This window comes from Alsobacter sp. P4_H11, from assembly GCF_056400925.1.
This window is the reverse complement of the sequence record NZ_JBFUKI010000005.1, coordinates 33,211-59,986: the sequence shown is the minus strand read 5'-3', so window position 1 is coordinate 59,986 and position 26,776 is coordinate 33,211. Positions and strand designations below refer to the sequence as shown.

The window sequence follows — 26,776 nt, the reverse complement described above, 5'->3', positions numbered from 1 at the left end:
ATGCAGACTTTCACGATCGGCAAGCACGAGGTCCGGTCCCGCCACGGCCTCGTCTCGGCGCAGAACCGTCTCGCCGCCGAGGCCGGCGCCGCCGTGCTGGCGCGGGGCGGCAACGCCATGGACGCGGCCGTCACGACCGCGCTGACGCTCTCGGTGGTGGAGCCCTGGCTGTCTGGCATCGGCGGTGGCGGCTTCCTGCTGCATGCCGACGGCGCCACCGGCGAGGTGAACACGCTCGACTTCAACGTCGTGGCCGCGCAGGGGCTCGACCCTGCCGACTATCCGCTGAGCGGCGCGAACGCGGGCAACTGGTTCGCCTGGCCCTCCGTGGTGGACGACCGCAACGTTTCGGGATTCACCTCCATGGCGGTCCCGGGCGCAGTGGCCGGGCTGTCGGCCGCGCTGGAGCGCTTCGGCACGATCGCGTGGGCGGACGCGCTGGCGCCCGCCATCGAGCATGCCGAGCGCGGGCTGGAGATCGACTGGTTCGCCTGCCTGTCCTTCGCGGTGGAAGCCGCCGGGCTGGCCAGGCATCCCTCGACAGCGGCGCTGTTCCTGGACGAGGGCAGGGCGCCCAAGGCCGGCGACGCCGCCTCGCCCAACCGCAAGCCGATGCCCAACAAGGCGAAGCTTCTGCGGCGGCTGGCCCAAGCCGGCGCCCGCGACTTCTACGAAGGCGAGACCGCGCGCCTGATCGCGCGCGACCTCGCGGACGGCGGCTCCAAGATCACGGGAGCCGATCTCGCCGCCTATGCGCCGCAATGGCGCGAGCCCCTGCGCGGCCAATATCGCGGCGTCGAGATCAACGCCATTCCGGGCCTGAGCGGCGGCCCGAGCTATCTGGAGGCCGCCGCCGAGCTCGAAGGGCAGGCGCTCGACCCCGCCGGCGCCCCGGCCGAAGCGGCGCTCGCCTATGCGGTGGCGATCCGCGGCGCCTATGAGCGCCGGCTGACCACCATGGGGCATGCGGCGACGCCGGAGGCCGGCTGCACCAGCCATTTCAGCGTGGTCGACGCCTCCGGCACGATGGTTTCGCTCACCAACACGCTGCTGTCGCGCTTCGGCTCGCGCGTGGTGCTGCCCAATGCCGGCTTCCTGATGAACAATGGCGTGATGTGGTTCGACCCGCGTCCCGGCCAGCCGAACTCGATGGCGCCGGGGGCCAAGCCGCTCGCCAATATGTGCCCGTTGATCCTGCGCCGCGACGGCAGGCCCTGGTTCGCGCTCGGCGCGGCCGGCGGGCGCACCATCTTCCCGACGCTGCTGCAGATCATGTCGCACGTGGTGGACGGCGGCATGAGCCTCGAAGAGGCGTTCCTTTGGCCGCGTCTCGACGCCAGCACGCCCACCATCCGGGTCAACGCCCGTGCGACCCCGGACACGGCGGCGCTGATCCGCAGCCGCTTCCCGGTCGAAATGGTGGAGGACACCGTGTTCCCGACGAACTTCGCCATTGCGTCGGCGGTGATGCGCACGCCCGACGGCGAGAACGTCGGCATGGCGCACCAGACCAGCCCTTGGGCTGCGGTTGCGGTCGGGGAGCGCGCGTGAGCGCAGCATTGCCTTCGGCTGCCGACGCCCCGCTGCTCGTCGTCGACGACCTCGCGGTCACGATCAACGGCGCGTCCGTGGTGGACGGCGTGTCGCTCAGCCTGCGACGTGGCCGCGTGCTGGCGCTGGTGGGAGAGAGCGGCTGCGGCAAGAGCCTGACGGCGCTCAGCATCCTGGGCCTGCTGCCCAAGGCGGCCCGGCGCGTGCGCGGCCGTGTGACGCTGGACGGGCAGGACCTCACCGCGCTGGACGAGCGCGCGCTCGCCAGGGTGCGCGGCGACCAGGCTTCGGTGATCTTCCAGGAGCCTGTCGCGTCGCTGAACCCGCTGATGCGGGTCGGCGAGCAGGTGGCCGAGGCGCTGCGCCTCCATCGCGGCCTTTCCGGCGAGGAGGCCCGCCGCGAGGCGGTCGCCATGCTGGCGCGTGTCGGCATCCCGGATGCGGAGCGCCGGGCCGAGGCTTACTCGTTCGAGCTCTCGGGCGGCATGTGCCAGCGCGTCATGATCGCGGCCGCGCTCGTGTGCCAGCCCAAGCTCCTGATCGCCGACGAGCCCACCACGGCGCTGGATGTCACCGTGCAGGCGCAGATCCTCGGCCTCATGCATGGCCTGCGCGCCGAGGCGGGCGCGACCATCCTGCTGATCACCCACGACATGGGCGTGGTGGCCGAAATGGCCGACGACGTCGCGGTAATGTATGGCGGCCGCATCGTCGAGAGCGGCCCCGTGGAGGAGCTCTTCGCCGACCCGGCCCACCCCTATACGCGGCTGCTGCTCGCCACCATTCCGCGGCTCGACGGCCGCCGCAAGGAGCCGCTGCGCACCATCGAGGGCGTGGTGCCCACCGCCGATCAATGGCCGGAGGGCTGCCGCTTCCGCAGCCGCTGCCCGCTCGCGGCTGACATCTGTTCACGCACGCCGCCGCTCGAGCCGGTGCGTAGCGCCCTGCGCCGCGCCGCCTGCTGGCGCACCGAAGAGGCGGCCGCGCTCGCATGACCGAACCGCTGCTCCAGGTCCGCGACCTGCGCGTCCATTTCCCCTTGCGCGGCCGCGGCGGCGTCGTGAAAGCGGTCGACGGCGTCAGCTTCGATGTGCCGGCCGGCCGCACGGTCGCGCTGGTGGGCGAGAGCGGCTGCGGCAAATCGACCACCGCCTACGCGATCCTAGGCCTCGAGCCGGCCACCTCGGGCGAGGTCCGCTTCGACGGCCGTGACATCACCCGGCTGGATCGCGCCGGCCGCCGCGCGCTGGCGGGCGACATGCAGATCGTTTTCCAGGATCCTTCGGCGGCGCTCGACCCGAAAATGACGATCGCGGACAGCATCGGCGAGCCGCTCGCGATCCAGGGCTGGAAATCCGCCGCGGCCGCCAAGCGCGTCGCCGAGGTCATGGATCTCGTCGGCCTGCCGGCGAGCTTCGCGGGCCGCACGCCCAACGCGCTCTCGGGAGGCCAGCGCCAGCGCGTCGTGATCGCCAGGGCGCTGGCCCTCTCGCCGCGCCTGCTGGTGCTGGACGAGCCCGTGTCGGCCCTCGACGTCTCGATCCGCTCCCAGATCCTGAACCTGCTGATGAATTTGCAGGCCGAGCTTGGCCTGGCCTACCTGTTCATCTCGCATGACCTCTCCGTTGTGCGGCACATCGCGGACGAGATCCTGGTGATGTATCTCGGCACGATCGCCGAGCGGGGGCTGACTGACCCGGTGTTCGCTGCCCCAACGCACCCCTACACGGAGGCGCTGCTCTCAGCGATTCCGCTGCCGGACCCCGTGGCCCAGCGCAGCCGCCGCCGGATCGTGCTGACCGGCGACTTGCCGAGCCCGCTCGCCATCCCGCCAGGCTGCCCGTTCGCGACGCGCTGCCCCCTGGCGCAACCGCGCTGCCTCGAGGTGCGGCCCGTGCTGGCCCCATCCCCGTCCGGGCAGGCGGCCTGCCTCGTGCGCATTCCGGCGGCGGACCCGGACGCGGCGACGAGCGCGGCGCAAAGGTAAGCGACCGTTAACGGGTTTCCGGCAGCTTCGCTTCAGTTCTGCTTAAGAGGTCCGCCATGTCCTTGCGTAACACCGCCATCGCGACGCTCGCGGCGACGTCGCTCGTCTGCTCTCTCGGTTTCGTCGCGCCCGCCCAGGCGCGCGACGGCGTCAACGGCGCCCTGTTCGGCGGCCTCGCGGCCGGCGCGATCGTCGGCGGCGTCGTCGCCAACAGCTTCAACCGCCCGCCGGTCGTGTACCGCGAGGTCGGTCCGCCCCCGCCGCCGGTCGTCGTCTACCCGGAATGCCACAACGTCCGCGAGCCGCTCTACGACTCCGCCGGCTACGTGGCCGGACACCGGACCGTTCGCGTCTGCGACTGACCGGATCGGATAGGTTTCGCAGAGGCCCGCGGCCATCGTCGCGGGCCTCTCGCGTTTTGGTGGTCCGTGGACAAGGCGCGCTGCGTCGTTGACACGAATCCGGCGAGGTCCGATGCATCAGGGGAAGAGGACGCCCCCTTGAGCACCGAAACCGCCCCCAAGCCGACCATCCGTTTTCGCGGCCGCAATTTCCTGGCGCTCGTGGTTGCTCCCGACCCGCCCTTGGACACGTGGCTCGCGCATCTCGATGACTGGCTCACCCGCGCCCCTGCTTTCTTCAAGGGCCGCCCCGTGATCCTCGATCTCTCGGCCATGAAGGCCGAGCGCAGCGAAATCCCTGCCATCGTGGCCGCCGTGCAGGCGCGCAACGTCCGCGTCATGGGCGTGGATGGCGCCGATGTCGAATGGCTGGGCATCGGCACCCCGGCGCAGTTGCTGGGCGGCAAGGGCGATCCCGCCCCCGAGTTTCGCGCCGAAGGTTCGCCCGCGCCGGCCGTGGCTGCGGGCGTTGTGGCCACGGCCCCCGAAATCAAGCCAGAGACGCCGCACGGGGAGGGTGATGCGACCTCGCTGGTGCTCGCCGAGCCGGTCCGGTCGGGCCAGCAGATCTACTTCCCCAAGGGCGACGTCACGGTGATCGGCGCGGTGCAGTTCGGGGCCGAGATCGTCGCCGGCGGCTCCATCACGGTGCACGGTCCCCTGCGCGGCCGCGCCATCGCGGGCGTCTCCGGCAACGCGAAGAGCCGCATCTTCTGCCGCCGCTTCGAAGCCGAGCTGCTGTCCATCGACGGCGTCTACAAAACCGCCGACGACGTCGACCCAGCTTTGATCGGCAAGCCCGCCCAGGCCTGGCTCGAAGGCGACACGCTCAGGACGGCCGTGCTGGACTGAAAGGCGCCCTGGCCGTCATTGCGAGCGCAGCGAAGCAATCCAGAAGCCGGGCGTCGAGAGCGGCTCTTGAGATCGAGCATCGAGCCCAGCCTCTGGATTGCTTCGCCTTCGGCTCGCAATGACGGGAGGGTCGCCTTCAAAGCCCGAGATAAGCCTGCCGCACGCGGTCGTCATTCAACAGCTCGGCGCCCGTGCCCGAGAGCGTGACGCGGCCGTTTTCCAGCACATAGGCGCGGGACGCGAGGCGCAGGGAGACGGCGACGTTCTGCTCCACCAGCACGCAGGTTAGGCCGGTCTTGTTGAGGTCCACCACGTTCGCCAGCACCTGCTGCACCATGGCCGGCGACAGGCCGAGCGAGGGTTCGTCGAACATCACGAGCTCGGGCTCGCCCATCAGGCAGCGCGCGATGGCGAGCATCTGCTGCTCGCCGCCCGACAGCGTGCCGGCCGGCTGCGCGTGCCGTTCCGCGAGGCGGGGAAACAGCGTCAGCATGCGGTCGAGGTTCTGCGCCCGGCGCGCCTTGGCGCGCGGCAGCATCGAGCCCATCAGCAGGTTCTCGCGCACCGACAGTGTCGGGAACACCTGCCGGCCTTCCGCGACCTGGCCGACGCCGAGATTGCACACGACATGGCTCGGCTCGCCCGCGATGTCGCGCCCCTTCCACAGAATTGACCCGCGCGAGGGCTTGAGCATGCCGCCGATGGCGCGGATCAGCGAGGTCTTGCCCGCGCCGTTCGCCCCCACGATGGCGACGATCGCGCCCTCGGGCGCGTCGAGGCTGACGCCGTCCAGCGCCTGCGCGTCGCCATAGCTCAGATCGAGGTCGCGCACCGAAAGCATCAGCCGAGCGCTCCCACCGCGTGGTCGGCCTGGCCGAGATAGGATTCGATCACGCGCGGATCCCGGGTCACAACTTCCGGCGGGCCCTCCGCGATGGTGGCTCCGTGATGAAGGACGTGGATGCGGTTGGCCAGCGCCATCACGGCGCGCATCACGTGCTCGATGAGCACGATCGTCATGCCCTCGTGGCGGTTGAGGTCCTTGAGCACCGCCACCATCCTGTCGGTTTCGGTCGGGCGCAGGCCGGCCATGACCTCGTCGAGCAGAAGCAGGCGCGGGCGGGTCGCGAGCGCCCGCGCGACCTCGAGCCGCTTGCGGTCCGGCAGCGTGAGCGAGCCGGCCTTCTGGGCGCGCTTGTCCCACAATTCGAGCCGCCGCAGCACGTCGCCGGCGGCCGCGCGCGCCTTCTCGACGTCGTGCTCATGGAGAAGCGCGCCCACGATGGCGTTGTCGAGCACGCTGAGATGCGGGAACGGCCGCACGATCTGGAACGTCCGCGCCAACCCGCGGCGGCAGATCGCGTCCGGCGCCGCGCCGTCGATGCGTTCGCCCGCAAACGCGATCTCGCCCGCCTCGGGCGCATAGACGCCGGCGATCAGGTTGAACAGGGTCGTCTTGCCCGCGCCATTGGGGCCGATCACCGCAAAGATCTCGCCCTCATCCACGGTGAGCGAGACATGGTCCACGGCCAGCAGCCCGCGAAACCGCTTGGCGACACCCCGCACTTCGAGCAGCGCGCTCATGCGTCGCCCTCCGGCACGCCGAGCCGGCGCTTCAGGGCCGGCCAGAGCCCGTTGGGCGCGAGGATCACGATGGCCATGAGGCAAACGCCGTAGAACACCGCCTTTGTTCCGGGCGCGTTGAGCCCGAGCGCGCCCGTGATGGCGATCAACGCTTCCCCAAGCGGCGTCAGGATGAAGGCTCCCAGCACCGGGCCGAACAAGGTTCCGACCCCGCCCACGATCGGGGCGAGGATCATCTCGATCGAGCGCGAGATATCGAAGACCTGCCCGGGAAACAGGTTGTTGTAATAGAACGCATAGAACACCCCGCCGAGGCTGGTGAGCCCGCCCGAGATCAGCACGGCCGCCATGCGGGCGCGGAACACGTCGATGCCGAGCGCCCGGGCCGCTTCGGCGTCCTCGCGCACGGCCAGCCAGCGATAGCCGAGGCGAGATGCGCGCAGCGCCGCGCAGAGCACGAAGGCCGCCGTCGCCATCGCGAGGGCGAGATAGTAGAAAAACAGCGGCCCGCCGCGCAGGTTGAACCAGGCGCCCCCGTCGGCGCTCACCGGCAGGAACAGCCCCGCCGCGCCGCCCGTCCAGCCGATATGGTCGAAGCCAATGCGGGCCACTTCGGCGAACGCGATGGTGAGCAGCGAAAAGTACACGCCCTCGATCCGAAACCGGAAGCCGAGCCACCCGATGGCGGCGCCCACCGCCACCGAGACGATCGCCGAAAGCCAGAGCCCGGCCCAGGGGCCGATCCCGAGCTTCACGAAAAGCGCCGCCGCCACATAGGCGCCGAGGCCGACGTAAAGCGCGTGGCCAAGCGAGAGCAGGCCGGCGAAGCCCATCATGATGTTCCAGGCCTGGCCCACATAGGCGAACCAGAACACGAGGATCAGCACCGAGGTGAGATAGCGGTCGAGCGCCAGCGGGGCGAGCACCAGCACGGCCAGCAGCACGCCGAGCAGCAGGAGCGCGCGCGGGGGCGCGGTGCGTAGGAGACGACCGATCATGCGGCGCGCCGCCCCATGAGGCCCTGGGGTCGAAAGGCGAGAACCAGCACCAGCAGCGCGAACGAAACCATGCTCTTCATCGACGGCGCGACCACCACGCTGGCCAGCGCCTCGGCGACGCCGATCAGGAGCCCGCCCGCCAGCGCGCCCGCCATGGAGCCGAGCCCGCCGATGATCACGATGGTGAACGCCAGCAGCGTGAAGGACGGCGCCAGCATGGGCGTCACGTCGGTGAGCGCCACCATCAACGAACCGGCCGCGCCCACGCAGGCGAGGCCGATCGCGAAGGTGAGGGCGTAGAGGCGCTTCACGTCGAGCCCCACCACGGCCGCGCCGACGAGATTGTCGGCGCAGGCCCGTATGGCCGCGCCAGTCAGCGTGAACCGGAAGAACGCGAACAGCAGCCCGCATACCGCGAGCGCCGCGAGGGCGGCGTAGACCCGCACCTTGTCGACGATGATCTCGCCGGCGATGCCCGTGGGGACGAACCAGCTGTCGAACGAGTAGGGAAGGTTTACGTGCCGGGCGTCCGGCCCGAAGATCATCAGGAGGCCGTTGACCATGATGATCGCCAGCCCGACCAGCAGAATGAACTGGTCATGCTCCGGCCGGGTGATGAACGGGTTGATGAGCACCCGCTGCAGGCCATAGCCGATCACGAAGAACAGCGCCGCGATCGGGGCCATGGCCAGGAAGGGATCGAGATTGAACGCCGTGAACAGCACAAAGGCGGCGTACATGCCCAGCACCGCGAATTCGCCATGCGCGAAATTCACCACCCGGACGACGCCAAAGATCACCGAAAGCCCGAGCGCCATCAGGCCATAGACGAGGCCTGTGAGCACGCCCTGAAGCAGGACTTCGAGATAGAGGGGGAGGGACATCGTTTCGGGCGGGTGGGTGTCTGGCTGGCGGAACGCGCCTCATGCGCCGATCGGCGCGCGAAGGCAAGCCGGGTGGCTCCGGCCGGGAGAGGTTTTGCAACTCTCGATGGCGCCTCGGGCTCGCCAAGATCCTGCAAGATGATATGGATGCGTTGCCAATGGAGTTTTCTCGATGCGCTTCACCGTTCCCGTTCTGGCCCTCGCATTGGGCGCTTTCCTGGCGGCGCCGGCCGTCGCCCAGCAACTCGGCGCGCCACTGAGCCCCTTGCCGGCCACCCAGAAGCCCGCGAAGCCGGTCGCCAAAGCCGCCAAGCCGGCCGCGAAGGCCCAGGCCACGGCGCAAACGGCTGGCCGCCAACCCAAGTGGGAAGACGCGCCTATGCCGGCGCCCTTGCCCGAGAAGGACCAGAACCCGAGTTGGCCCACCGGCAAGGGCGGCATGCGCCCCGTCATGAGCTCAGGCGGCGGCGGCGGAATGGCGCTCGGGTTCTGAGATCATCTGCGCCGGCTCGATAGCGAGTCTGCGCGCGTCCACGAAGAGCGGCGCCTTGCCGTTCGGGAGCCTGAACGGCGCCTCGGCGACAAGCCACTCCACGTCGACGCTGGCGGGAAGTTTCTGCCGCAGATTGCCGACCGCGACCGCGCGCGTGGCGTCGCCGAAGCCTTCCGCCTGCGTCACATGAAGGCGCACGCGGTTCGGCCCCACCTGCAGAACCTGGACGCTGGCGGCGCCGGGCACGCCGCGTGGCACGTGGTTCAGGCCGATGATGCGCGTCCCATCCGGCAGCTCCACATATTCGGACTGCCGGCCCGTCAGCCCGGCGAACGGCGCAAGGCCTAGCCGGACGAGGCGGAGGCGCTCGGCGGTATTGTCCGGGCCGAGCTCCGCCAGATCGCCGGTGTCGTAGCGCAGCAGGATCTGCGACCGATTGTGCAGGGACGTTCCGACGATGTGCGCGCCATCCTCGGCTGCCGCGAACTCGACGAAGCCGTAGTCAGGCCGCACCCAGTACTCGCCGTCCTGAAGGGACCATGCAGCGCAGACCCGCTCGGCCTGTCCATAGAAGTCCAGCAGATCGGCCCCGAAAACCCGCTTCACCCGCGCCCGCAGGCCGCTGGGCAACTGCTCCGAAGACGTGAACACGAGCCCGATCGGCGGGCCGCCGCCGGCCTCCTCGGCAAGCCGGGTGAGTTGTTCCAGCGCGGACGGATAAGCGTGCAGGACGCCCGGCCGCTCGCGTTCCAGGAAGGCCGCGTAGGCGGGATAATTGGCGCGGGAAAGGTGGTGCGCCGAAAGCAGGGTGCGCCCGGGCCCGGCCTCGCGCCAGAAGGGTGGGGCGCTCTCGTCCACGGGCTTGATCACGTCCCCGCGCATCGTGACGGTGCGGCCGGCTACCCCGCCCGCAAGAGCGACAAGGTGGTCCACCATGGCCTGCTCGAACACGATCTGGCCCGGCGACCTGCGCAAGCGCAGCGGCTGCCCGGTGGTGCCGCCCGTGGCCGCCGGAGCGCCGACGCCGCGGCGCGCGTAGTGGGCTTCACGCCCGCGCATGGCGGATTTCTGCAAAACAGGCAGTTGGGCGAACGCTTTCGCGGCGGGGTAGGCCGCCAGCCCCTGCGCGTCGACCAGCACGCGGCGGAGCAATCGGTCCTGCATGTCTTCGCGCTGCCCGGCGTCCATCGCCTCCACGGCCTCGATGGCGCGGCGGGCGCGGCCATAGAGCACGGGCGGACGCCGGGCCAACCGGTCGAACAGCGCTGAGCGGCGAAGAGCGTGCAACATCGGGACGGATTCTCCGGACTGGCCGAGCTGTCGCAAGCCCGGGGCCGGCCGGAGATGTGCCGTCGCGATACAGCCTGTGGTTGCAGGCTCGAGCTGATTGAGCTTCAGCCGGCTGTTAGCACCCGCAACTGCGTCCGGAGCGGCTGGCGCAGGGCGGCCGTGGTGGTGTGAATGACGACAGCCTGCCCGCCCTGCAGCGCGTTGAACGCCGGCGAGAACCAGGGTGGATGGGCGGAGGACCCGGCTTCCAGCGCGAGGCGAGCGGGCGTGGCGGGCCTGATGGCCACCAAGGGCCCGCCGTCATCGTGCACGACGACGTCGTCGGCCCCGATCGCGATGCCTAGGGCTGGATGGATTTGGAACCGGATCGCAACGGGCCGATCCGGCCCCGCGCCGATCAGGCGATCCGTGACCACATAGCCGTTCTCGGCCGGCTCCATTGTGCGCTCGTGCCTGAAGCCGAAACGCTTCTCGTAGCCCCCGTGCGACGCGCGGACGCCCCAGGCATCGCCCGGCAAGTGCTCGTCGAGGCGCGCGTCCGTCTTCAAGCGCCAGTTGAACGCGCTGGAGACAAGGCTCTGCGATTGCTCGTCGATCGTCAGCGTGCTGTGGGCCGCCGAGGAGCGCAGCCAGGCGCGAACCTTGCCGCCGCCGGAATACAGATAGGTGCCGCTGTCGACGATCACCGGGCGGCCATCCACGTGCAGCCAGAGCGCCAGCGCGTCGGCGTGGCCGTGCGCTGCGATGGAGAGGAATCCCAGCGGTCCGTGGTCGAACGCAAGCATCGTGCGCCGGCCAGCCTTTGCGCCATGGACGAACGTCATCCCGCCCTGCGGGAACGACAAAACTCCATCGGGCGCAGCGCCGCCCGCGGTTGGGCTGCCGAAGATGATATCCCGCCAGTGCGAGTCCCGCTCGGCAGGGCAGAGCTCCGGCGCGTCCAGCGCCCCCGCCAAGCCGGCGACCACGGACGCGACATAGCGCGGCTCGCGATCCGGCGGGCAGGCCAGCACGCGGCCCTCGTCGTCGTCGCCGATGTGAGACGCATGGCCCTTATGGTCGAGCGCGCAATGCAGCGCCGCGCCGGCCTTGCGCAGGCGGACGATGCATTCCGGTGGCAGAGGATTATCTGCGTCGGCCAGCAGCGTCACGCCGAGCGCCAGCATCTCCAGCGTGAAAGCCGTGTAGGTGGGCGACTGCTCGGCCCCCCAGCCGTCAGGGTGGAACTGGCTCTTCGACGCCTCAAACAGGATGCCACGGCCTTCGGCGCGCCAATGCGGGGCCTCGGCGAGGTCGGGCGCGAGCAGGGCGGCGACGAGCAGGCCGAGCCCTTCGGCCACCAGATGATTGTTCGCGGACGAAAACCGGGACGGATAGCGCGCCAGCCAGAACCCATGCGCGGCGACCAGCGCGCGGATGCGCCGGCGGTCCTCGGGCGAAAGCGCCTCGCCGGCGGCCGCGACCACGAGCGCCACGCTGACGAGCCGCAGGGCGAGTTCGATGCCCGAGTACCAGTTCACGCCGCGGAAGGGCGGGTTGCCGTCCATCCAGGACCGCAGCACGCGGAGGCAGAAAGCGCCGGCCTCAGGGTCGCGCTCCCGGATCGCAAGAGCGGCGACGGGGTGCAGAAACTGCAGGCGGCTGAGCTCGAAGGCGAATTTCACGTCGCCGCGCCCCTTGGCGTGGCGGAAGTCGACGTCGAAACAGTAGGTGGACGGCGACGACCAGGGCTCGCCCGAAACCGGATCGGTCGCCCAGAGGTTTGGCTCGTAATGGGTCTGTGGCCAAGTCTGGCCAAGCAGCGTGATGCGGCCAGCGCGCGCGTCGGCCGCGGCCGCGCGCGTCTCGGCGAGCAGCGCCTCCGGCCATTCGTCGCGCAGGCGTTCGAAGATCGGCAGGCGCTTCAGGGCGCCGTCGCCGCGGTCGAAGCCATCCCAACCCGCCGCATAGCCGCGCGAGCGGGCGCGCTTCCACTGCTCGCCGAAGCGATGCAGCACTTCGGCGGGGCTCATGGCGCGCAGGCGTTGCGCGTACCAGCGGAAACGATCGAGGGTCACGGGGCTCTCCGGCGCAACTCCAGAGAGCAGCGCCGGGGTAACATCGACCTTAACGGGCGGGGAGCTGGGCCAGCCTTCCGCCGCATATGGTTTGCCAATCCTATTTGCGACCCTGCCAGCTCGGCATCGGCAGCACGGGCGCTTCGGTGGCGACCTCGGCGGGCAGCACCACCGTGGGCGTGCGGTTGCGGTTCTGTACAGCGGCCGAGCCGATATTCGGGTTGTTGCCCTTGGCGTCAAACTGGATCGGCCCGCCGATCATCACGTGCTTTTCGATGTTCGTCTTGCGGATCGCCTCCATCAGGGCCGGGCCATCGCTCGCCCCCGCGCGCTTGTGGGCGTCGGCCGCCACCAGGATGGCCTCGAAGGTGAAGCCGGCGTTGAAGCAGTCCACCGCGAAGCGGTTGCTCGGGTTGGCGAGCTTGAAGGAGGCTTCCAGCGCCTGGGTCATGTCCGATTTCGGGTTCACCCAGGGCAGGTTGAACATCAGGTAGTCGGCCAGCGGCCCCACCGCCTGGTAGAACTCCTCGTCATAGAGGCCGGGCGAACCGGGCGAGATGATCGCCTTGGGCTCGAAGCGCTGGCGCACCATGTCGCGCACCAGCTTGATGGCGTCGCCGGCGCGGCTCACCACCAGCACGAGGTCGGGGTTGAGCGAGCGCAGCTTGGTGACCTCGACGGCGAGGTCCTGCGCCTTGGGGTCGTACGCGATGCTCTCGACGAGCTGGAAGGGCATGTTCTGCTTGGGGAAGATCGCGTCCATGGCGCCGCGCTGGGCGGTGCCGAACGTGTCGTTGGCGTGCAGGAACACGGCCGACTTGAACTCGACCTTGGTGGCGGCCGAGATGTCCTTGATCAGCCGCAGGCCGTTTGTGACCAGCGCCCCGCCGGTCTGGAAGTTGCGGACCAGGAACTTGTAGCCCTGCTCGGTGATCTGCGGCGCCGCCGCGATGTTGCAGATCAGGGGGATCTGGCGCTGCTCGGCGGCCTGCGCGATCGCGAGCGTGTGGCCGGAGTCGAAAGCGCCGACCAGGCAGTGGATGCCGTCATTGATGGCGCGCTCGGCCTGCGTGCGGGCCGTGTCGGCGGAGGATTCGGTGTCGATATGGAAGAGTTCGACCTTGTAGCCGAGGTCGGCCAGCACCTTGGGGGCGGCAAGCGCGCCGCGATGGCAGCTTTGGCCGGCTTGGGCGAAGAAGCCCGACCGCGGCAGCATGACGCCGACCTTCAGGGTGGCGGCCTGGGCGCGGACCACGGCCGGAGCCGCAACGGACAGCGCGGCCGCGCCGGCGACGAATGTGCGGCGGTTTACGCCGAAAACGGGTCTTTGGCTCACGGATCGATCCTCCCAACGTCGTTGAGGCGGATCCTAGAGCATTTTTGGCGGTTGGCGCCTAGGCGCCGCGCGCGGGGTTCGATCAGGGCTTGGCGGGTCGCTTGGCGTGCTTCGGCACGCTGCCGGTCACCACCGGATCATAAGCGTCAGCGTCGGCGGCCACGATCAGGCAGCCGATCTGGTCCTTGGCGCAGTTCGGCTTCGTTTCTCCAAAGCGGAGCGGCGAAAGAAGGTACACGAGCGCCATGAGAACGATGGCGGCGGCGAGAGGCTTGGTGGCTGTCATGATCAATGCCCGATTGCCCAATATCGGAAGCATGATCGATTTCGGTTAAGCCGCTGCTAAGACAACCTGCTCAGCCGAGCAGGCCAGCGGCCCAGTAGGCCAGCGCGCTGATCGCCGCCGATGCTGGAAGGGTCACCACCCAGGCCACCACGATATTGCTGGCCACGTTCCAGCGCACGGCGGACACCCGCCTCGCGGCGCCGACGCCCACGATCGCACCGGTGATCGTGTGCGTGGTCGACACCGGGATGCCAAGCCAGGTCGCCAGGAACAACGTCAGCGCCCCGCCGGTCTCGGCGCAAAAGCCCTGCATCGGCGTCAGCCGGGTGATCTTGGAGCCCATGGTGTGGACGATGCGCCAACCGCCGAACAACGTGCCGATCGCCATGGCGGCCTGGCAGGACAGCACCACCCAGAGCGGCACGTGGAAGCCGCCCTCCATGTAGCCCTGCGAGTAGAGCAGCACCGCGATGATGCCCATGGTCTTCTGCGCATCGTTGCCGCCATGCCCGAGGGAGTACAGCGAGGCGCTGACGAACTGCAGGATCCGAAACGTGCTGTCGACCGCGAGCGGGGTCTGGCGCACGAAGATCCAGGACACGATGAGGACCAGCACCAGCGCCAGCACGAAGCCGACCAGCGGCGACAGCACGATCGCGGAGGCGGTCTTTGCAAAGCCGCTCCAGACCACGGCGCTGAAGCCCGCCTTGGCCAGCCCTGCGCCCACGAGGCCGCCGATCAGCGCGTGCGAGCTGCTGGAAGGAATGCCGAGCACCCAGGTGATCACGTTCCAGGTGATCGCGCCCACCAGCGCGCCGAAGATCACGCGCGGCGTGACGATGCTGACCTCGATGATCCCGGTCCCTAGCGTCTGGGCGACATGCAGGCCGAAGAACAGGAAGGCGATGAAGTTGAAGAACGCCGCCCAGAACACAGCATAGCGAGGCCGCAGCACCCGCGTCGACACGATGGTGGCGATCGAGTTGGCGGCGTCGTGCAGGCCGTTCAGGAAGTCGAACAGCAGCGCGACCGCGATGAGGCCGATCAGCAGCGAGAGCGCGATGGGGGCGTCCATGCTCAGACGTGCTCGATGACGATGCCGTTCATCTCGTTGGCGACGTCCTCGAAACGATCCACCACCCGCTCGAGGTGCTTGTAGATCTCGGTTCCGACGATGAACGCCATGGCGTCGCCGCCGCGATGGCGGCGGAAGAGGTCGCGCAGCCCCTCGTCGTGCAACTCGTCCGAGCGGCCCTCCAGCTTGGTGATGCGCTCCGCGTAGGTGTTGATCGCGCCCGCGTATTCGCCAATGCGCCGCAACAGCGGCACGGCCTCGATGGTGAGCCGGGCGCATTCCACCGTAATGGCCGCCATCTCGCGCATCGGCGGATCGAATACGCGCTGCTCGTACAGGGTTATCGCCTTGGCGGTCCCGTGCATCTGGTCGATGGCGTCGTCCATGGACTGGATCAGGTCCTTGATGTCGCCCCGGTCAAACGGCGTGATGAAGGTGCGCCGCACCGCCAGCATGACCTCATGCGCGATCGCGTCCGCCTCGTTCTCGTGCTTGACGATCTCGGCGCACCAGCGCGGCACGTCGTCGCCGCCCTCCAGCAGCTTGGCGAGCGCGTCGGCGCCCTTCTGCAGCGTCAGCGAATGCTGCTCGAACAGGGTGAAGAAGCGATCTTCGCGGGGCAGGAGGGCTCTGAACCAGTTCAGCATGGTGATCGCCTAGACGAGAGTGGGTTGCGGCGTCGGGAACTTGGAGACGACCGCCGGCAGGACATCGCGGATCAGGGCGGCCAAACCCGGCTCCTCGACCTGCTCGGCGGCTTCGGCGGCCGGGAACCACCGGCGCTTGCGCTGGCGTCGCTCGGGCCAGACCTTGAGCTCGGCCGAAACCGTCATCGCGAACACCTCGACGGTGCAGAGGAGACGATTCCGGCGCAGCTTTTTCCAGTAGGTGAAGCCGCCGATCGCCTCAGGGGCGGCGTCGCCCTTGACGCCGGCTTCCTCGAAAGCCTCGCGGGCGGCGGCCTGATGCGGCTGCTTGCCGCGCATCGGCCAGCCTTTCGGGATCACCCAGCGGCGCGTCTCGCGGGAGGTGACGAGGAGAACCTCGACGCGTCCCTCGATCACACGATAGGGCAGGGCGGCGAATTGCATCGCGGGCATGGCCGGGTGCTAGGCCAGGACTGCGAGTCCGGCAATCGAAAACTGTCATGAAACCGTCGCAAGAGTTTCATCACACGCCTCTAGCGCTGAGGCCGCGCTCGCTGTTTGATGCGGACAGGCGGGGCGCGCGATCCCGCAACGGGAGGAGAACAGGATGAAGCGCCAATCAAAGCAGGCCGCATTCGCAAAACACGCCGCCTTTGCGGCTGTTCTCGCCGCCAGCGCCACGGCCGCCCAGGCGCAAACGACCCGCCCCATCGACAAGATCAGCCACGTGGTGGTGTTGTTTCTGGAGAACCGGTCCTTCGACAACCTGTTCGGGACGTTTCCTGGCGCTGAGGGCATCGAGCAAGCCATCGCGAAGGGCCAGACGCTGCAGCGCGACGCCTCGGGCAAGCCCTACGACAAGCTGCCGCCGCCTCACAAGACGGGCCCCTTCGACGTCTCGGACAATCCCAAGGAGATCCGCGAGCTGCCGTTCGGCGATCGCCCGAATGCGCCATTCGCGATCGACAAGATGGCGCCCGAGATCAGCACGGCGGTGAACACCCGCGACCTCGTGCATCGGTTCTACACCAACCGCACCCAGATCAACGGCGGCAAGAACGACCTTTTCGCGGCCTATTCGGACGCCGGCGGCCTCTCGATGGGCTACTACTCCCGCGAGGCGATGGAGAAATCCACTCTGTGGAAGCTGGCGCGTGAGAACGCGCTGCTCGACCACTTCTTCATGGGCGCCTTTGGCGGTTCGTTCCTGAACCACATCTATCTCGTCTGCGCCTGCGCGCCGGTCTGGAACGGAGCCCCCGAGGCGCAGCGCTCCAAGCTCGACGCGGATGGCCGGCCCGTGCCGGATCCCAAGAAGCCCGGCGACTTCGAGGACAACCGCGTCGTGGCGGTGGCGGACGGCGACTACGCGGTCAACACCATCCAGTCAGTGTTTCTGAACAATGGCGGCCAGGGCGCGAACCTGCTGCCGGCCCAGACAATCCCGAACATCGGCGATCGTCTCTCGGCCAAGGGCGTCGACTTTGCCTGGTATTCGGGCGGGTTCGACCTCGCGGCCCGCACGGACCGGACCGAAGAGGAATCGAAATACCTCGCCGGATCAGTCCGGTTCCAGTGGCACCATCAGGCATTCGCATATTGGAAGCGCTTCGACCCGACCACGCCGGAAGGGCTGGCCGAGCGCGGCAAGCATCTGAAGGACGTCGCCAAGCTCGACGCCGACATCCAGGCCGGGACATTGCCTCCAGTCACTTTCTACAAGCCGTCCGGCAAGCTGAACCAGCACCCCGGATACGCCGAGCTCGACAAGGGCGACGGCGAGGTGGCGCGAATCGCCGACCTCCTGGCCAAGAGCCCGATAAAGGACAGCTACGCCCTGATCATCACCTATGACGAGAATGGCGGCTTCTTCGACCACGTCGCTCCGCCGAGCGGCCCCGCCGCCGGCGCACGCGCCGACTTTATCGGCCCGGCCACGCGCGTTCCGACGCTGGTGGTTTCGCCGCTGGTGAAGAAGGGCCTGATCGACCACACCGAGTACGACACGGGCTCGATCCTCAAGCTAATCACCGAGCGCTTCGATCTCGAACCGCTGCCGAGCCCGCGCGTGCAGGCCGTCAACTCGCTCGCGAAAGTCTTCGACGCCAAGTAGGCGTCACGCCGAACGACGGGCTCTCAACCGGCTGAAAAAGGCCGCGATCCGCACCCGGGTCGCGGCCGCGTAGCTTTTGATGGCGATCCAGGCCGGCCGCGAGCGCAACCACGCCATCGCGACGTCGCGCACGCGCTCCACGAGGAGCGCGATGCGGGCGAACCACGCAATGGTGAGCAGCTTGTCGCGGCCTGCCTGGTAGATGCGCTCCACCAGCACGAAGCTGGCGCCGTGGCCCAGGATCAGCGTCGGGATGGCGATCCGCACATGACCAGTCCCGAGCCAATAGAACCCCAGGATCTTGAGCGGCTCGAGCAGAACGAACGGCACCAGGAACGCGGCCAGCACCCCGTAGGGCGGCAGGGCGCCCACCGCATGTTCGAGCCACCGCATGAACTTCAGGCGGCTCAGGAGACGGATCAGCGGCCGATACAGCGGCCGGAGCAGTTCGTCGGCGAGAACGAAAGGCAGGACGACGGCGTCGATGAGAAAGCTCAAAACTCGCATGAGAGCGGACTTGCGCGTCAGCTCCGGAGGTGTTGCCGTCATGCGGGGGAAAGCTCCTCGGCTCGGTTCAGGCCAGCAGCTTGCGGGCCGCCATGCCAAACCAGAGAACCGCGTTGAGCGCCAGCATGCAGAACACGGCGGCGCTGCCGAGATCCTTCACGACGCCGATCGCCGGCCGGTGCTCCAGGGTCACGAAGTCGGCGAGCTTCTCGATCGCGGTGTTCAGAAGCTCTATCGCAAGCAGCAGGGCCATGGCGCCGACCAGCACACACCAGCCTGCCCAATCCGGCGCGATCGCCCACGCAAGCGGCAAGCCCACGACCAGGGCCACGACCTCCTCGCGCACGGAGGCCTCGTTCCGGATCGCCCATCCAAAGCCGCGCATCGAGTTCATGAAGGCTGAGCGCCACCGCACCATGTCGCCCCCGGGCGCTTCGCACTGCGCCGGACGATCCACCGCCCGGCGCATCACCAAAGCAGCTTGAGCTTAACATTCCGCTCAGCCGGCGCTCGCCGCGTCCAGTTCGGCGATGTCCTGCGCGGCGAGCTTGAGGCTCATCGAGGCGGCGAGCTCCTTCACCTGCTCGACGCTGGTCGCGCTCGCGATCGGGGCCGTGATGCTGGGCCGCGCGATCTGCCAGGCCAGGGCCACGCGGGCGGGCGTCGCGGCGCGCCGGGCCGCCACGGCGTCCAGCGCCGCCAGGATGCGGTAGCCGCGATCGTTCAGGTAGCGGCTGATGCTGCGCGCGCCGCGCGGGCTCTTGCCGAGATCCGCCTCCGACCGGTACTTGCCGGTGAGGAACCCGGCCGCCAATCCAAAGAACGGGATCACGCTCACCTGGTTGGCGAGGCACACGGGCTCGAGGCCATTCTCGTAGTCCGCCCGGGTATAGAGGTTGTACTCCGGCTGCATCGTCTCGTAGCGCGGCAGGCCGTGCTGCTCGGAGAGCGTCAGCGCCTCCGAGAACCGCTCCGGCGAGTAGTTGCTCGCCCCGATGATGCGCACCTTGCCGGCCTTCACGAGCTCCGCATAGGCGCCGAGCGTCTCGGCCTGCGGCGTGTCCAGGTCGTCCTTGTGCGACTGGTAGAGGTCGATGCGGTCCGTCTGAAGGCGACGCAGCGAATCCTCCACGGCCTGCCGGATATAAGCGGGCTTCAGCCCGACCTTGCCGTCGCCCATGTCCATGCCGACCTTGGTGGCCAGCACGATGCGGTCACGATTGCCGCGCGCCTTCATCCACTTGCCGATGATGGTCTCGGATTCGCCGCCCACATGCCCCTCGGCCCAGCGCGAGTAAACGTCGGCCGTGTCGATGAACGTCAGGCCGGCCGCGAAAGCGGCGTCCAGCACCTCGAAGGAGCGCGCCTCGTCGATGGTCCAGCCGAACACGTTGCCGCCCAGGCACAGCGGCGGAACGGCGATGTCTGAGCGGCCAAGGGTGCGGGTTTCCATGCAAATTGTCCTTTTCTGATCGGCGGCGCGAACCATAGCGGGGGCACAACGCGCGCGCCGCACAAAATGGGGCGCCGTCGCTTCTCATCCACGTGGGTCGCCACTATAATCTTTTGCTCAGTTTGAGCATATGTTCGGTCGCGACGGCGCCGCGCCCTGCGCGGTTCGGTGCGCGGCGCCGCGGGTTCGGAACCGAGAGCCGCCTGCGCGGCTTCAAAACGGGATGACGACCATGGAATTCCGCTCCATCTACCGGCACGGCTTCGCACGCGTGGCGGCCTGCACGACGGTGACTCGTCTGGGCGACCCGCTCACGAATGCGGAGCGGATCCTGGAGGTCGCCCGGCAGGTCCACGACCAGAACGCAGCCGTGGCGGTGTTTCCGGAGCTCGCGCTGTCCGGCTACTCGATCGACGATCTGTTTCTGCAGGACACGCTCCTGGACGCCGTCGAGGCCGCGGTCGAGGCGTTGATCGAGGGCTCGCAGGACCTCCGTCCTCTTTTACTCGTCGGCGCGCCGCTGCGCTGGGAGGGCCGCCTCTACAACTGCGCGCTCGCGGTCCAGCGAGGCCGGCTGCTCGGCGTCGTTCCAAAGGTCCACCTGCCGAACTACCGCGAGTTCTACGAGCGCCGCTGGTTTGCGTCCGGTCTCGACACGGATGGCGGCATGATCACGCTGGCCGGGCAGGACGCCGCCTTCGGGCCGGACCTCCTGTTCGACGCGCATGACGTGCCCGGCCTCGTGGTGCACGCGGAGATCTGCGAGGACCTGTGGGTGCCGGCGCCGCCCAGCGGCTTCGGCGCGCTGGCGGGCGCGACCGTGCTGGCCAACCTCTCGGCCAGCAACATCACCATCGCGAAGGCCGAGACGCGGGCGCAGCTTTGCGCATCGCAATCGGCGCGCTGCCTTGCCGCTTATCTGTATGCGGCCGCCGGAGCGGGCGAGTCGACCACCGATCTCGCCTGGGACGGCCAGACCTCGATCTATGAGAATGGCGCCCTGCTGGCCGAGAGCGCGCGTTTTCCAGAGGGCGCGCAGTTCGTGCTCGCCGATGTCGATCTCGATCGCCTGCGGCAGGAGCGCGCCCGGCAGGGCACGTTCGATGACAATCGCGGGCTGGCCGGCGGCGCCATCGCGTTTCGCCGGATCGGCTTCGCGGTGGAGCCTCACGCCGAAGACTGCGGCTTCATGCGCCGGGTCGAGCGCTTCCCGTTCGTGCCAGCCGACCCGGAGCGCCTCGCGCAGGACTGCTACGAAGCCTACAACATCCAGGTCGCCGGCATCGTGCAAAGGCTCAAGGCCTCGGGCGTCAAGCGGGCCGTGATCGGGGTTTCGGGAGGGCTGGATTCCACCCAGGCGCTGATCGTCGTCGCCAAGGCGATGGACCTGCTGAAGCGCCCTCGCACTGACATCCTAGCCTACACGATGCCGGGCTTCGCCACGGGCGATGAAACGAAGACCAACGCCATCGCGCTGATGTCCTCGCTGGGAGTGACCTGGAGCGAGCTCGACATCCGCCCCGCCGCCCGCCAGATGCTGGCCGATCTGGACCACCCTTTCGCGAGAGGCGAGGCCGTTTACGACGTCACCTTCGAGAACGTTCAGGCGGGCTTGCGGACCGACTACCTGTTCCGGCTCGCCAATCACAATGATGGCATGGTGATCGGCACCGGCGACCTCTCGGAACTCGGCCTCGGCTGGTGCACCTACGGGGTGGGGGACCAGATGTCCCACTACAACGTCAACGCCGGCGTGCCCAAGACGCTGATCCAGCATCTGATCCGCTGGGTCATCGCGTCAGGCCAGTTCGACGACAACGTCGGCAAGACGCTGGACGCAATCCTGGGGACCGAGATTTCGCCCGAGCTGGTGCCCGTGGAGGCCGGCGAGAAGCCGCAGAGCACGGAGGCCAAGGTCGGGCCCTACGAGCTGCAGGACTTCAACCTGTTCTACACGCTGCGCTATGGCTTCCGGCCATCCAAGATCGCCTTCATGGCGCTGCACGCCTGGGGTGACGCGGAGGCCGGAGCCTGGCCGCCCGGCTTCCCGGACGATCGCCGCCGGGCGCACGGGCTGCCGGAGATCCGCCGCTGGCTGGAGGTCTTCCTGCGCCGCTTCTTCGCCTTCAGCCAGTTCAAGCGCTCGGCCATGCCGAACGGGCCCAAGGTGGTGGCGGGCGGCTCGCTGTCGCCGCGCGGCGACTGGCGGGCGCCGTCGGACGGCAATGCCGACGCCTGGCTGGCGGAACTCGAACGCAACGTTCCCAAGGAGTAGGTCTTGCATGTCCGAAGATGACGCGCTGCGCTACGGCCCCCTGAGGCCCGACACCACCGTCCATCTCTGCGTCGACATGCAACGCCTGTTCGCCGAGGACACGCCCTGGCGGACGCCCTGGATGACCCGGGTCACGCCGGCGGTCGCGCGCCTGGTCGAGCCGCGGCCCGAACGGACGATCTTCACCCGTTTCGTGCCGGCCCGACGGCCGGGCGAAGGCGAGGGGACCTGGAAACGCTATTACGAGCGCTGGGCCGACGTAACCGTGGAGCGCATCGGCGACGACATGGTCGACCTCGTCCCCGACCTGCGCCGCTTCGCCCCGCCCGCGCGGGTGCTGGACAAGAGGGTCTACTCGCCCTGGATCGACGCCGGGCTCGAAGGCGTGCTGCGGGACATGAAAGCCGACACGGTCGTGGTCAGCGGCGGCGAGACGGACGTGTGCGTGCTCGCGGCGGTGCTGGGCGCGGTGGACCGCGGCTATCGCGTCGTCGTCGCCACGGACGCGCTGTGCAGTTCATCCGACGAAACGCACGACGCGATGATGACGCTCTATCATCGGCGCTACGGCCAGCAGGTTGAGACCGCTGCCACGGACGTGATCTTGCGCGAATGGCGCTAGCGGCCCTGCCGCACGCCCGCATCTGAAGTGGGGCGCGCCCTGAGACGCGCCCCAGTTTCCAATTACATGCTCTTCGCGCCGCCCTTCTGCAGGGCCTGGGCGGCTTCGAGATGCTTCTGCAGGTCGGGAAGCGTCTGGCTGGCGTAGTCGCCCGCCGGATCGCCCTTCATCTTCGACGCCTTGGTGTACTCGGCGATGTCCTTCTTGTGGTCCATCACGGCGTGCTGTGCGAAGGCCTTGTCGAAGGCGGCGCCGTTCAGCTTCTGCATCTTGGCCATGTCGGCCTTCTGCTTCCTGGAAGGCTCGGTCGGAACCGTGACGTTCATCTGCTGCGCCACCGCCTGCGCCTTTTCGTTGGCGGCGCCGTGGTCGGTCGCCAGCATCTGCCCATACTGCTTCACGGCGTCGGACTGGCCGTTTTGCTGCGCGAGCTGGCCCATGGAGACCTCGGCCATGTTGCCCTGGATGGCCTTGGTGATGAAGGCCTTGCTGGCGGGCTCTTTCGCGAAGGCCGCGCCGCCCATGAGACCCAGCGCGACGGCGGCGCTCATGCCCAGGAGCGCGTTGCGAGTGACTGTGTTGCTCATCATGACGTTTCCCTTGCTGCTTTTGGGCCGCGAGCGCGGCGGATGTGGCAAGCAACGGCGCTGGCGCGGGGTGGTTCCTGGGCGAGACCTCGGGTCGCGGCGGAGGGCTGCGCGAAGTCCCATATGGCGCGCTTCAAGCCGGAAATTCGCTTGACTGTGTGCGAACAGCCAGCCTCCGCAACCACTTGGACACAAGTTGGCCGGATTCACACGCCACTGAACGCGGGTAGCATCCGAGGATCAGGACCATGCAAACGACCGCTCGCGCTGCGCTCGCGGCCGCCATGATCGCCGCTGCGGCATCCTTTGCGGCCGGTGAGGCCACGGCCCAGCAACCCGCCCCGCAGCCGACCCCGCAGCCGACCCAGCAGCCGGCGGCCGAGCCTTGCAACGCCTTGTGCCAGCTGGTGCGCGGCATCGGCGGCGATCGCAATCCGCCGGGCGCGCGCCAGGCCGCCGCGCCGCCGCAGGCGACCGGACAACCGCCGCTGGCTCTCGAGACCGCGAAGCCGAAACATGTGCGCCGTGCGGTGGGCCAAGCGCCGCGCCGCAACGCTGGGACCTCCGTCAACGATCTCGCTACGTCGGCGGTGCGCGATGCCCCTGTGGCCGCCCGCAACGCCCCAGACGACGGCGCCGCGCAGCCGGCCGCCGAAGCCTCGCGGGCTGCGTCCGGCAAAGCGCCAGCGCCCGCGAAGGCCGGCCCCGCACGCCTTGGCGTCCTGATGGGCCCCGACGAGGCGCTCGCCCCGATCCTTGCCGACCTGGGCGCCGCGCTTGACCCGAAGGTCAGGATCGAACCGGTCCGCGGCAAGGCTGCGCCGCTGAAGGACCTCCTGTCCCTGCCGAGCGTCGACATGGCGGTGGTGTCGTCGCCCATGCTGGCCGACGCAGGCCCGGCTGCCGCCAAGCTGGTCTACGTCGCCAAGCTATTCGGCGAGGAACTGCACGTCGTCGCCGGATCCGAAGTCCGGACGTTGGAGGATCTCGCCGGAAAGACCGTTTATCTCGGGGCGGCGGGTGGCGACAGCGAGCTCGTCGCCCGCGCGGCGTTGACGCAGCGCGGCGTCGACGTGACCCCGGCTGGCGGAACGCTCGCGGAGGCGCTCGCGAGCCTGCGGGAAGGCCGGATCGCGGCCGTGATGCTGCTGGCTCCGAAGCCCTTCGCGCCGATCGCCGAGTTGGGCGGAGCAGGGGGCCTGCACCTCGTGCCCGTGTCATATGCGGCGCTCGGCGAAAACTACGATCCCGCCTCCTTCTCCAGCGCCGACTATCCGGGCCTCGTGCGAGAGGGCGAGCGCATCGAGACCGCGGCGGTGGACGCGATCCTCGTCGCGCCGTGGTGGCGCGAGAGTTCGCCGCGGCAGCAAGATCTCACGGCCGGCTCCCGGGCCCTGATGGAGCGTTTCCCTGAATTGTTGAAGGAGGGTCGCCATCCCAAGTGGAAGGAGACCAACCTCGCCGCCGTGGTGGACGGCAAGCGGCGGCTGAAGGCCGCCGACCAGTGGGTGCAGAGCCAGATCAAGACACGGCGCGCCGCCTCGGCGGCGCAGTGATCCGGCTGATCGAGGAGGAGTTGAATGCTCAGTCCTGACGCCATCGACCGCGACGCCCCGATCGGAGCCGCGCGGCTGCGCAACAGCGGGCCCAGAAAGGCTCCGCATGCGCGCAAGAAGCGGAAAGGCGCCTGGAAGCCCTTCGCGGGTGCGGCCGTGATCGCCCTCATGGCGGCGGGCCTCGCCACCGTGATCGTGCAGGCGCTCGCGCCCGGCGAGGCCGATCGGTTGGGGTCCTATCGGCAGGCGGCCGCGCCTGCCTCGCAACCACAACCCGCCGAGGTTGCGCAGGCCCCGAAGCCTTCGTCGGTTGCCGCCCTGCCGCAGACCACATCGCCGACGCCGGCCGATCAGATGGCTGCGCCTGCAGCGCCTCCTTCTGCGGCGGCTGTTCCCGAGCCCGCTGCTCCGCCCGTGGCGTCCGTCGTGGCCCCGCCCGAGCCGGCGAGCCCCGCGCCGTCGGCGCCCGCGCCGGCCATGACGGCTGACCAGAAAGCGGGCGCCGCGGCCGTGGGCGCTCTCGCGACGGGGTCGCTCAACCTGTCCACCCAGGAAGTCCTGTCATCGCTGGCGCGTGGCGAGGCGCGGCTGAAAGCCGGCGACATCGCCTCGGCCCGCCGCTACTTCGAGCGGGTCGCCCTTGCCGGAGACGCCCGCGGCGCGACCGCGATGGGACGCACCTTCGATCCCGAGGTTCTTTCCAAGCTGCCGGTGATCGGCCTCGAGCCCGACGCCGCCGCGGCCGCCACCTGGTACGACAAGGCTCGCACGCTGAAGGCCGGTCCGTAAGCAATGCGCGGCCTGGCGGCCTGAACTCCCTGGTCACCATCAAAAAGGGCTCCCTCTCGGCCGAGAGGGAGCCCTTCTCACATCGTTGAGCAGGGCTTGATCAGCCCTTCACGAACGCGCAGCCGCCGTCCGCCATCGGCCGGAACGCCTTGTCGGCCGGGATGGTGGCGAGCGTCTTGTAGAGGTCCCATTCGCCCTTGGACTCGGACGGCTTCTTGACCTCGAACAGGTACATGTCGTGCAGCTTGCGGCCGTCCGGGCGGATCGAGCCCTTGCCGAACAGCGGGTCGTCGGTGGGCATTTCCTTCATCTTGTTGATGACCTTAAGGCCGTCATCCTTGGCCTTCATGGCCTCGATCGCCTTCAGGTAGTGGAGCGTGCCCGCGTAGACGCCGGCCTGCACCATGCTGGGCATCTTGCCGTTGTTCTTCTCGGCGAAGCGCTTGGAGAAGGCGCGGGTCTGGTCGTTGTTGTCCCAGTAGAATGACTCGGTCAGCACCAGCCCCTGCGCGACGTTCAGCCCGAGGGATTTCACGTCGGAGATGAACACCAGCAGGCCGGCAATGCTCTGGCCGCCCTTGACGATGCCGAACTCCGCCGCCTGCTTCACCGAGTTGATGGTGTCGCCGCCCGCGTTGGCCAGCGCCACCACCTTGGCTCCCGAGGCTTGCGCCTGCAGCAGGAAGGACGAGAAGTCCGTTCCCGGGAACGGGTGCTTCACCGAGCCGACGACCTTGCCGCCCGCCTTGGTGACCAGCGCCGAGGCGTCGCGCTCCAACGCCGCCCCGAAGGCGTAGTCGGCCGTGATGAAGAACCAGGTATTGCCGCCACGCTGCACCATGGCGGTGCCGGTGCCGTTGGCGAGCGCCCAAGTGTCATAAGTCCAGTGGATGGTGTTCGGCGAGCACTGCGCCCCGGTGAGATCGGACGTGCCGCCGCCGGAATTGATGTAGACCTTGTTCTTCTCTTTGGTGATCTGCGATACGGCCAGCGCGACGGATGAGGTCGGCACGTCGATGATCATGTCGACGCCGTCGCGGTCATACCATTGCCGCGCGATCGCGGCGCCGATGTCCGGCTTGTTCTGGTGGTCGGCGACGACGATCTCGGCCTTGATGCCCTTGTCGGCGGCCTTGAAGTCCTCGACCGCCATGCGGGCCGCGATGGCCGAGCCTTCACCCGTGATGTCGGCGTAGAGGCCGGACCGGTCGTTCAGCACGCCGATCTTCACGGAAGTCTGCGCCTGCGCCGATACGGCCGCGAGCGTCATCGCTGCGCTGAGCAGCCATTTTTTCATGTTCATTGTTTCAATCCCTCCCTAAGGGACGGAAAGAGTAGGCGAAAGCGCGGCCCCGAGGGAAGAGCATTCGGAAAGCGGCGTTCTAGCCGCGCTTGCCGAGCGCAAATCCTGGGTCGGCGGTGCGGCGCCGCAA

The 26,776-nt window shown here is 68.8% G+C and carries 27 protein-coding genes; 11 read left to right on the top strand and 16 right to left on the bottom strand.

Features of this window, described 5'->3' with window-relative positions:
* From AC1DSZ_RS09950 to minC, 5 genes are all read left to right on the top strand, one after another.
* Positions 1-1,551: a gamma-glutamyltransferase family protein gene (locus AC1DSZ_RS09950; RefSeq protein ID WP_476838212.1), complete on the top strand. Its 1,551-nt coding sequence runs from the start codon at positions 1-3 to the stop codon at positions 1,549-1,551.
* Positions 1,548-2,546: an ABC transporter ATP-binding protein gene (locus AC1DSZ_RS09945; protein WP_476838211.1), complete on the top strand. Its 999-nt coding sequence runs from the start codon at positions 1,548-1,550 to the stop codon at positions 2,544-2,546. The genes AC1DSZ_RS09950 and AC1DSZ_RS09945 overlap by 4 nt, the downstream gene beginning before the upstream one ends.
* A complete protein-coding gene (locus AC1DSZ_RS09940; protein WP_476838210.1) occupies positions 2,543-3,538 on the top strand; it encodes an ABC transporter ATP-binding protein in 996 nt (331 codons plus the stop codon). The genes AC1DSZ_RS09945 and AC1DSZ_RS09940 overlap by 4 nt, the downstream gene beginning before the upstream one ends.
* Positions 3,539-3,594: 56 nt before the next feature.
* Complete coding sequence (locus tag AC1DSZ_RS09935) at positions 3,595-3,900, top strand: hypothetical protein (protein WP_476838209.1); 306 nt, start codon at positions 3,595-3,597, stop codon at positions 3,898-3,900.
* A gap of 138 nt (positions 3,901-4,038) precedes the next feature.
* Positions 4,039-4,791, top strand: a complete 753-nt coding sequence (gene minC / locus AC1DSZ_RS09930) for a septum site-determining protein MinC (protein WP_476838208.1) — start codon at positions 4,039-4,041, stop codon at positions 4,789-4,791.
* Positions 4,792-4,927: 136 nt separating this feature from the next.
* Here minC and AC1DSZ_RS09925 read toward each other — a convergent pair whose 3' ends face one another.
* The 4 genes from AC1DSZ_RS09925 to AC1DSZ_RS09910 are packed head-to-tail and all read right to left on the bottom strand — an operon-like array spanning position 4,928 to position 8,257.
* On the bottom strand, positions 4,928-5,632 hold the full coding sequence (locus tag AC1DSZ_RS09925; RefSeq protein ID WP_476838207.1) for an ABC transporter ATP-binding protein: 705 nt from the start codon (positions 5,630-5,632) through the stop codon (positions 4,928-4,930).
* Positions 5,632-6,375, bottom strand: a complete 744-nt coding sequence (locus tag AC1DSZ_RS09920; protein WP_476838206.1) for an ABC transporter ATP-binding protein — start codon at positions 6,373-6,375, stop codon at positions 5,632-5,634. Before AC1DSZ_RS09920 ends, AC1DSZ_RS09925 begins: the two co-directional genes overlap by 1 nt.
* A complete protein-coding gene (locus tag AC1DSZ_RS09915) occupies positions 6,372-7,373 on the bottom strand; it encodes a branched-chain amino acid ABC transporter permease (protein ID WP_476838205.1) in 1,002 nt (333 codons plus the stop codon). The genes AC1DSZ_RS09920 and AC1DSZ_RS09915 overlap by 4 nt, the downstream gene beginning before the upstream one ends.
* On the bottom strand, positions 7,370-8,257 hold the full coding sequence (locus AC1DSZ_RS09910) for a branched-chain amino acid ABC transporter permease (protein ID WP_476838204.1): 888 nt from the start codon (positions 8,255-8,257) through the stop codon (positions 7,370-7,372). The genes AC1DSZ_RS09915 and AC1DSZ_RS09910 overlap by 4 nt, the downstream gene beginning before the upstream one ends.
* Before the next feature lie 172 nt (positions 8,258-8,429).
* On the opposite strand from AC1DSZ_RS09910, the gene AC1DSZ_RS09905 reads away from it, so the two are divergent.
* A complete protein-coding gene (locus tag AC1DSZ_RS09905; RefSeq protein WP_476838203.1) occupies positions 8,430-8,750 on the top strand; it encodes a hypothetical protein in 321 nt (106 codons plus the stop codon).
* Here AC1DSZ_RS09905 and AC1DSZ_RS09900 read toward each other — a convergent pair.
* From AC1DSZ_RS09900 to AC1DSZ_RS09870, 7 genes are all read right to left on the bottom strand, one after another.
* Entirely contained in the window at positions 8,715-10,040 is a 1,326-nt protein-coding gene (locus AC1DSZ_RS09900) for a hypothetical protein (RefSeq protein ID WP_476838202.1), read from the bottom strand. The two genes, AC1DSZ_RS09905 and AC1DSZ_RS09900, sit on opposite strands and share 36 nt — an antisense overlap.
* A 104-nt stretch (positions 10,041-10,144) precedes the next feature.
* Positions 10,145-12,097 carry an alginate lyase family protein gene (locus AC1DSZ_RS09895; RefSeq protein WP_476838201.1) on the bottom strand — a complete coding sequence of 651 codons (1,953 nt, stop codon included), beginning with the start codon at positions 12,095-12,097 and terminating at the stop codon, positions 10,145-10,147.
* A 100-nt stretch (positions 12,098-12,197) separates the two neighbouring features.
* Positions 12,198-13,433, bottom strand: coding sequence for an ABC transporter substrate-binding protein (locus AC1DSZ_RS09890; protein ID WP_476838200.1), 1,236 nt, complete (start codon positions 13,431-13,433; stop codon positions 12,198-12,200).
* A gap of 82 nt (positions 13,434-13,515) precedes the next feature.
* On the bottom strand, positions 13,516-13,719 hold the full coding sequence (locus AC1DSZ_RS09885; protein WP_476838199.1) for a hypothetical protein: 204 nt from the start codon (positions 13,717-13,719) through the stop codon (positions 13,516-13,518).
* A 70-nt stretch (positions 13,720-13,789) separates the two neighbouring features.
* Positions 13,790-14,794, bottom strand: a complete 1,005-nt coding sequence (locus AC1DSZ_RS09880) for an inorganic phosphate transporter (protein ID WP_476838198.1) — start codon at positions 14,792-14,794, stop codon at positions 13,790-13,792.
* 2 nt (positions 14,795-14,796) lie between these two features.
* Positions 14,797-15,441 carry a DUF47 domain-containing protein gene (locus tag AC1DSZ_RS09875; RefSeq protein ID WP_476838197.1) on the bottom strand — a complete coding sequence of 215 codons (645 nt, stop codon included), beginning with the start codon at positions 15,439-15,441 and terminating at the stop codon, positions 14,797-14,799.
* A 9-nt stretch (positions 15,442-15,450) separates the two neighbouring features.
* On the bottom strand, positions 15,451-15,894 hold the full coding sequence (locus AC1DSZ_RS09870) for an NUDIX hydrolase (RefSeq protein WP_476838196.1): 444 nt from the start codon (positions 15,892-15,894) through the stop codon (positions 15,451-15,453).
* 154 nt (positions 15,895-16,048) lie between these two features.
* On the opposite strand from AC1DSZ_RS09870, the gene acpA reads away from it, so the two are divergent.
* Positions 16,049-17,554 carry an acid phosphatase gene (acpA, locus tag AC1DSZ_RS09865; protein ID WP_476838195.1) on the top strand — a complete coding sequence of 502 codons (1,506 nt, stop codon included), beginning with the start codon at positions 16,049-16,051 and terminating at the stop codon, positions 17,552-17,554.
* 3 nt (positions 17,555-17,557) lie between these two features.
* Here acpA and AC1DSZ_RS09860 read toward each other — a convergent pair whose 3' ends face one another.
* The 3 genes from AC1DSZ_RS09860 to AC1DSZ_RS09850 form a co-directional block, all read right to left on the bottom strand.
* Positions 17,558-18,103 carry a hypothetical protein gene (locus AC1DSZ_RS09860; protein ID WP_476838194.1) on the bottom strand — a complete coding sequence of 182 codons (546 nt, stop codon included), beginning with the start codon at positions 18,101-18,103 and terminating at the stop codon, positions 17,558-17,560.
* Positions 18,104-18,128: 25 nt separating this feature from the next.
* Complete coding sequence (locus AC1DSZ_RS09855) at positions 18,129-18,455, bottom strand: diacylglycerol kinase (RefSeq protein ID WP_476838193.1); 327 nt, start codon at positions 18,453-18,455, stop codon at positions 18,129-18,131.
* 105 nt (positions 18,456-18,560) lie between these two features.
* Positions 18,561-19,514: an aldo/keto reductase gene (locus AC1DSZ_RS09850; protein ID WP_476838192.1), complete on the bottom strand. Its 954-nt coding sequence runs from the start codon at positions 19,512-19,514 to the stop codon at positions 18,561-18,563.
* Between the two features lie 232 nt (positions 19,515-19,746).
* On the opposite strand from AC1DSZ_RS09850, the gene AC1DSZ_RS09845 reads away from it, so the two are divergent.
* The gene (locus AC1DSZ_RS09845) at positions 19,747-21,789 is read left to right on the top strand and encodes an NAD(+) synthase (RefSeq protein ID WP_476838191.1); all 2,043 of its coding nucleotides are present in this window, start codon (positions 19,747-19,749) and stop codon (positions 21,787-21,789) included.
* 7 nt (positions 21,790-21,796) lie between these two features.
* A complete protein-coding gene (locus tag AC1DSZ_RS09840) occupies positions 21,797-22,411 on the top strand; it encodes a cysteine hydrolase family protein (protein WP_476838190.1) in 615 nt (204 codons plus the stop codon).
* 62 nt (positions 22,412-22,473) lie between these two features.
* Here the strand turns inward: AC1DSZ_RS09840 and AC1DSZ_RS09835 are convergent, their stop codons facing one another.
* Positions 22,474-22,998 (bottom strand): DUF4142 domain-containing protein, encoded by a 525-nt coding sequence (locus tag AC1DSZ_RS09835; protein ID WP_476838189.1) that lies wholly within the window; start codon positions 22,996-22,998, stop codon positions 22,474-22,476.
* A 248-nt stretch (positions 22,999-23,246) separates the two neighbouring features.
* On the opposite strand from AC1DSZ_RS09835, the gene AC1DSZ_RS09830 reads away from it, so the two are divergent.
* Together AC1DSZ_RS09830 and AC1DSZ_RS09825 are read left to right on the top strand one after the other, a co-directional pair.
* Entirely contained in the window at positions 23,247-24,554 is a 1,308-nt protein-coding gene (locus tag AC1DSZ_RS09830; RefSeq protein WP_476838188.1) for a TAXI family TRAP transporter solute-binding subunit, read from the top strand.
* Between the two features lie 24 nt (positions 24,555-24,578).
* Positions 24,579-25,343 carry a hypothetical protein gene (locus tag AC1DSZ_RS09825; protein ID WP_476838187.1) on the top strand — a complete coding sequence of 255 codons (765 nt, stop codon included), beginning with the start codon at positions 24,579-24,581 and terminating at the stop codon, positions 25,341-25,343.
* Positions 25,344-25,443: 100 nt separating this feature from the next.
* Here AC1DSZ_RS09825 and AC1DSZ_RS09820 read toward each other — a convergent pair whose 3' ends face one another.
* The gene (locus tag AC1DSZ_RS09820) at positions 25,444-26,640 is read right to left on the bottom strand and encodes an ABC transporter substrate-binding protein (RefSeq protein ID WP_476838488.1); all 1,197 of its coding nucleotides are present in this window, start codon (positions 26,638-26,640) and stop codon (positions 25,444-25,446) included.
* Positions 26,641-26,776: the final 136 nt, after the last annotated feature.